This window comes from Spongiibacter sp., assembly GCF_041602295.1.
Lineage (GTDB): Bacteria > Pseudomonadota > Gammaproteobacteria > Pseudomonadales > Spongiibacteraceae > Spongiibacter.
Window position 1 is genome coordinate 1 of the sequence record NZ_JBFIGO010000139.1, and the last position, 5,750, is coordinate 5,750.

The 5,750-nt window shown below is 57.3% G+C and carries 7 protein-coding genes; all 7 read right to left on the reverse strand.

The features are described from left to right. Positions 1 to 827 (reverse strand): flagellar hook-associated protein FlgK (flgK, locus tag ABYM29_RS14500; protein ID WP_372865502.1); only part of this gene is annotated, 827 nt, incomplete at its 3' end. A gap of 10 nt (positions 828 to 837) precedes the next feature. Continuing rightward, positions 838 to 1,245 (reverse strand): rod-binding protein, encoded by a 408-nt coding sequence (locus ABYM29_RS14505; protein ID WP_372865503.1) that lies wholly within the window; start codon positions 1,243 to 1,245, stop codon positions 838 to 840. Between the two features lie 17 nt (positions 1,246 to 1,262). Then, on the reverse strand, positions 1,263 to 2,381 hold the full coding sequence (locus tag ABYM29_RS14510) for a flagellar basal body P-ring protein FlgI (protein WP_372865504.1): 1,119 nt from the start codon (positions 2,379 to 2,381) through the stop codon (positions 1,263 to 1,265). A gap of 11 nt (positions 2,382 to 2,392) precedes the next feature. Further along, positions 2,393 to 3,076 carry a flagellar basal body L-ring protein FlgH gene (gene flgH / locus ABYM29_RS14515; RefSeq protein ID WP_372865505.1) on the reverse strand — a complete coding sequence of 228 codons (684 nt, stop codon included), beginning with the start codon at positions 3,074 to 3,076 and terminating at the stop codon, positions 2,393 to 2,395. 12 nt (positions 3,077 to 3,088) lie between these two features. Next, positions 3,089 to 3,874, reverse strand: a complete 786-nt coding sequence (flgG, locus tag ABYM29_RS14520; protein ID WP_372865506.1) for a flagellar basal-body rod protein FlgG — start codon at positions 3,872 to 3,874, stop codon at positions 3,089 to 3,091. A 12-nt stretch (positions 3,875 to 3,886) separates the two neighbouring features. Continuing rightward, positions 3,887 to 4,627 (reverse strand): flagellar basal body rod protein FlgF, encoded by a 741-nt coding sequence (locus tag ABYM29_RS14525; RefSeq protein WP_372865507.1) that lies wholly within the window; start codon positions 4,625 to 4,627, stop codon positions 3,887 to 3,889. A gap of 36 nt (positions 4,628 to 4,663) precedes the next feature. Continuing rightward, on the reverse strand, positions 4,664 to 5,750 hold a 1,087-nt coding region (flgE, locus tag ABYM29_RS14530; protein WP_372865508.1), incomplete at its 5' end, for a flagellar hook protein FlgE.

Here is a 5,750-nt window from a genome sequence, read left to right on the forward strand (position 1 = left end):
AGACTGCCTCCCGAGACCACTTCACTAATTGGCGACTGGGGGCTGGACGCCATGGCGATTTCCAGACGGGCTGCGCCAAAGGGACTGCGCACAGTCGTCATCGGTCGCGCCTCTTCGCCCAGCACCAGCGACTGGCCATTGCCGATAAACACATTGGTAGCGCCGTCGTCCTGCAACACCGTTTTTATCGATACCAAATCATTTAATTTCAACAGTGCCAAATCGCGCTGATCAAGCAGATCATTAGGAGCCGCACCAAACTTCCCCTGCGCTTCAACAGCCAGAGCATTGATATCTGCCAGCTCTTTAGACAGATCATTAATATCATTAATATCCGCCTGAATGCGTGCGTTCACTTCCTTGTTGAGGCCGTCCAGCTGCGCGGAAAATTCTGCAAACCGGCCACTCAGGCTGTCCGCCTCTGACAACAGTAACTGCCGCGACGGAATAGAGGCGGGATCATCAGCGAGATTCTGCACGCTGTCATAGAAGCGCGACAACGCCGCACTGACCCCCAGCTCTGGGTCTGAGAGGCTGTTGTCCAACTGCGTGGCCAACTGATAGTAGCTATCCAGCTGGCTAAACGATCCACTGGCATTGCGCATTTGTAAGCTGGAGAATTCATCATACACCCGGCGAACATCGCTCAACTTGACTCCGGAGCCAATCGACAAATCGCCCTGCTGTTGCGGAATGCGGGTGGCAAAGTCGACCCGTTGCCGGCTGTAACCCTCGGTATCCACATTGGCGATATTGTGGCTAGTGGTCGCCAGTGCACGCTGGTAAGACACCAGCGCCGACAAGGCGTTGCCTAACATGTCCGCCATTTCAGATTCCTCACTTACTCACACTAACATCGGCAGCACTGGCGCCAACTTGAGCCGCTGCCAACAATTTCTGGCGGAGCTGAGCACCCTGCTCACTCAAGCCTGAGGACGCCGCCCCCGCCGGGGCTGTGGCCAATTGTTTGGCAATAGCATCGGCCAGACCAATCCCACCTTGTTCCGACAGCGTGACCGCCAGCTGTTTGTCGTGCATTTCTTGATACAACTCGCCACCGCGACTATCGAACAGCCCGCCCTCTGGAACGGCATCGCGCATACTCTTGAGCATCATCTGCAAGAACAGCGCCTCAAACTGCTTGGCGACCGGCTCAATGGCCTGCTGACTGTCCTGCTGCGCGTCAACGCGCAAGGCTGCCAGCCCCGAAAAGTCGTGATAATTCCCGCCCTTACTGATATCCATCTAGATCACCAACAACTCTAAATCACCAATAGCTCAGCGCGCAGCGCCCCCGCTTGATTCAGGGCCTCGAGAATCGCCACCAAATCACCCGGCGCGGCGCCCACCTGATTAATCGCCTTGACGATTTCTTCCAAGGTCACACCGGGGTCCAGCACAAACATACGCGAGCCGCTCTCCTCCACCTCGATACTGGACGCCTGGGCCGCCACGGTATCCCCCCCAGCAAAGGCATTGGGCTGACTGATATCCACCCGCTCTGTCACCGACACCGTCAGCGAGCCGTGGGTGACTGCCGTGGGCATCACCCGCACATTGCCGCCGATCACAATGGTGCCGGTGCGCGAGTTAACGACAACCCTCGCTCTCGCTTCTGCGGGATCGACCTCCAATTCCTCAAGCATGGAAATGAACGTCACTCGACGGTCCGCGTTACTCGGCGCCAATACCTTGACAGTGGCCGAGTCCACCGCACTGGCGGTGCCACTGCCAAACACTTCATTGACCTTTTCCGACAAACGCCGCGCAGTGGTGAAGTCCGGGGTTTTCAGGTTGAGCATCACTTCGCCATTGCTGGCCATCTGACTGGGCGCCGCGCGCTCAACAATTGCGCCGTTTGGAATACGGCCAGCACTGGGAATATTCACCGTGACCCGCGAGCCGTCCTGGCCGGCAACACCGAGGCCACTGACCAACAAACTGCCTTGAGCAACCGCATAGACTTGGCCATCGGCGCCCATCATCGGCGCCATCAACAAGCTGCCACCGCGCAAACTGGCGGCGTTGCCAATCGACGACACGGTGACATCGATAGTTTGACCCGGCTTGGCAAAGGCCGGCAGGGCAGCGTGAACGGTCACCGCCGCGACATTTTTCAGTTGCGGGTTAACATTGTCGGGCACCCGCACACCGAAGCCCGTCAACATATTGCGAATACTTTGAATGGTGAAAGGTGCCTGACTGGTCTGATCGCCGGTGCCGCTTAGGCCCACTACCAAGCCGTAGCCAACCAGCTGATTTTCACGCACCCCGGCAACATTAACCAAGTCCTTGACGCGCTCGGCAAAGACACTGTGCGGCACACTGAACAACAATGCGCATAACAAGCCGCGACACATTTTCGACACTAGAACAGCCATTGGCTCAGCCCTCAAAACGGCGACAACACCGACTGGAACAAACGCCCCAGCCAGCCCATGGAATTGGCATCGGCCAGGGCACCTTTGCCGCTGTATGTAATGCGCGCATCGGCCACCTTAAACGATGGCACCGAGTTATCGGCAGCAATGTCTTCCGGGCGCACAATGCCCTGAATACGGATAAACTCGTCACCCTGATTAATGGTCAGCCACTTCTCACCGCGCACTCGCAAACTGCCATTACGTAGCACTTCAGATACCGTCACGGTAATGCTGCCGGTGAGACTATTGCTCTGACTGCTGCTACCCTGACCGCTGAAATCTTGCTCGCTGCCCACCGACGTATTGAGGATCGGCGTACCCTTGTAGGTCACGCCGCGCCCCAGCAGCGTCACACCCGGCACCGAGATATTGCTGTCTTTACCAGTGGCCGTATTTGAAGACTTGCTGGCATCGGTTTTCTCAGACAGCATCACCGTAATCACGTCACCCACTTGGCGAGCGCGGCGATCCAGAAACAAACTCATGCCATAGCCAGCCTGATAGATGGAGCCGGGGTTATATCCCTCGCGCTGCTGCTGCGCCGGCAGCTGTGACTCCCAGGCCTGCGGGTCGCGCTCCGGCGCCTGAGCGCACGCCGCCAGCAAAGCGATCAACAGCGCGCAGGCAATGTGACGTATACGCTGAGCATTCATGGCATTACCCTTTTAAAGGTTGTTGTTAACGTATTGCATCATCTGGTCGCTGGTAGAAATCGCCTTGGAATTCATTTCATAGGCACGCTGGGTTTCGATCATATTCACCAGCTCCTCCACCACATTGACGTTCGATCCCTCCAGCGCGCCCTGCGCAATAGAGCCCAGGCCACTCAAGCCGGGGGTTCCGGTCTGTGGCGCGCCACTGGCTGCAGACTCAGAATACAAATTCTCACCGCGCGCCTCTAAGCCGGCCGGGTTGATGAAGTCGGCCAATTGAAAACTGCCCAGCTGCACCGGCGCGGCATCGCCAGCAACCGCCGCGCTAATCACTCCATCGCTACCCACCGTAATACTGCGCGTGTTGGCGGGGACCGTGATTCCGGGTTCAACGATATAGCCACTGTTGGTCACCACCTGACCTTGATCATCCAGCTGGAACGCGCCGTCGCGGGTATACGACAGGCTGCCGTCTGGCATTCTCACCTGAAAGAAACCGTGACCATTGATCGCCAAATCCAGGTTGTTATTGGTTTGCGTCATGGTGCCCTGGTTGAAGATTTTTTCTGTCGACACAACACGCACCCCGGTACCGACCTGCAGACCACTGGGCAGGCGGGTTTGCTGCGATGACTGACCACCCACTTGCCGGTGGTTCTGATAAAGCAGGTCTTCAAACGATGCCCGGTCGCGCTTAAAACCCGTTGTATTCGCGTTGGCCAGGTTGTTACTCACCACCTGCATACGCGTGTTTTGCGCATCGAGGCCCGTCTTTGCTACCCATAGAGATGAATTCATAATTGTGTCCTTTTATTCCATTCGCATCAGGCGCGCACCGGCTTCCGACACCGTATTCGCGGTACTCATCATCTTCACTTGCATTTCAAAACGCCGAGCCAACTCGATCATATTGACCATGGCTTCAACCGTGTTCACATTGGAGCCTTCCAAGCTTCCGGGAGATACCCGAACCTCGGCATCGCTGGGGGGAATACCGCCGTCAACAGGCCGGATCAAACCGTCTTCACCCTTGCGCAACTGCTCGGCATCGGCACTCACCAGGCGAATCCGGTCAACCGTTACCAGCGATTCGGCGCCCAGCCCCAGGGGCACCACCGACACCGTGCCGTCGCTACCAATGGTCAAACTTTCGTGCTCCGGTACCGCCAGTGGACCGCCATCACCCATGACGGGCTGACCGGCACCGTTTATCAGCATGCCGTCCGCGGTCAGATGAAGGTCACCACGCCGGCTCAGTGCCTCGTTGCCATCGGCGTCCTGCACGACAAACCAGCCTTGGCCGCGAATCGCCACGTCCAAATCGCGGCCGGTGGTCATAATGTTGCCTTCACTGAAATCACTCAGCCGCGACTCGACCACCGAGTTAATTCGTGTCTGATGACCGGCGCCGTCCACGGGTTTCGACATCAGGGCATGAAAATCGGCACGAAAACCCGCGGTACTGGCATTGGCCAAGTTATTGGCATTACTGGCCTGAGCCAGCTCAGTGTGCTTGGCCGCCGTCATGCCCAGATACAGTAATCGGTCCATATGCCCTCCTCGCCCAATCCGCGCCTAATAGCCGCGTTAGCGGATATTAATAATCGCCTGAGTGACCGCGTCAGAAGTGGATATCATCTGCGTATTCGCCTGGAAATTGCGCTGCGCAGTGATCATTTCCACCAGCTGCTCAGTCAGGTCGACATTGGAACTTTCCAAAGCACCGGCCTGCAACAAACCAAAGTTAGAGCTGCCCGGCTCACCAACACGCGGGCTGCCAGACGAAAAGGTCTCCGCCCAAGCCGTATCACCTTTTTGCTGCAGGCCGTTGGGGTTCGAGAAGGCCGCTAGAGCTACCTTGCCTAATTGCGACGCCTGACCGTTGGTAAAACGTGCCGACACCACCCCGGTACTGGCCACCTCAATACCCGTCAACCGACCGGTGGTGAAGCCATCCTGCTGGAGGCTGTTCACGCCAAACTCGTTGCCGTATTGCGTGGAGGCGGTGAAATCCAGCGCCAGATCGAGATTCGCAGCGCCGTTATTCGGGTCGTAGGAGGGCACGCTAATAATCCCCGGCGCCGGTGACTGCAGCGTACCGGTATTGTCAAATTGCAGAGTGTTACCCAGCCCTACCGGGTTATCATCGATGTAGATATTCTGCTGCCAAGTGTTGGCTGCCGCGTCTTTAACAAAGTAAAGGGTTGCGGTATGCGAGGTGCCCAGGGAGTCGTATACCGTCATCGACGTAGCGTGGTTATAGCTTGACGCCACCGTCGGATCGAAGGGCGAAGAAGTAGGCAGAGGCGCATCGCCGGGCAGGTTGACACCGATCTCCGCCCGCGTGCTGGCCTTGGGCGCGTTTTCCGACACCTCCAATTGCAAATCAGACAGCGAACCCGTCGCAAAATCGCCATTGGCCGTTGCCGGGTACACCTGCAAGCGGTCGGCATTGGCGTTCACCACAAAGCCGTCCCGGTCCACACTAAATGAGCCGGCCCGGCTGTAACTCACGCCACCAGAGCCCTTCATAGTAAAGAAGCCCTCGCCGCTTATGGCCAAATCCAGGTTGTTATCAGTGAAATCGATATTGCCCTGGGAAAACTGTTGGACAATCGTGTTCAAACGCACACCCGCACCGGGCGTCGTTTTGGTCACATCGTTGTTTGAGGTC

Coding starts and splice junctions, on each gene's coding strand:
- ABYM29_RS14510 (WP_372865504.1), bottom strand. CDS start 2,381: ATGGCTGTTCTAGTGTCGAAAATGTGTCGCGGCTTGTTATGCGCATTG.
- ABYM29_RS14505 (WP_372865503.1), bottom strand. CDS start 1,245: ATGGATATCAGTAAGGGCGGGAATTATCACGACTTTTCGGGGCTGGCA.
- flgG (WP_372865506.1), bottom strand. CDS start 3,874: ATGAATTCATCTCTATGGGTAGCAAAGACGGGCCTCGATGCGCAAAAC.
- flgH (WP_372865505.1), bottom strand. CDS start 3,076: ATGAATGCTCAGCGTATACGTCACATTGCCTGCGCGCTGTTGATCGCT.
- ABYM29_RS14525 (WP_372865507.1), bottom strand. CDS start 4,627: ATGGACCGATTACTGTATCTGGGCATGACGGCGGCCAAGCACACTGAG.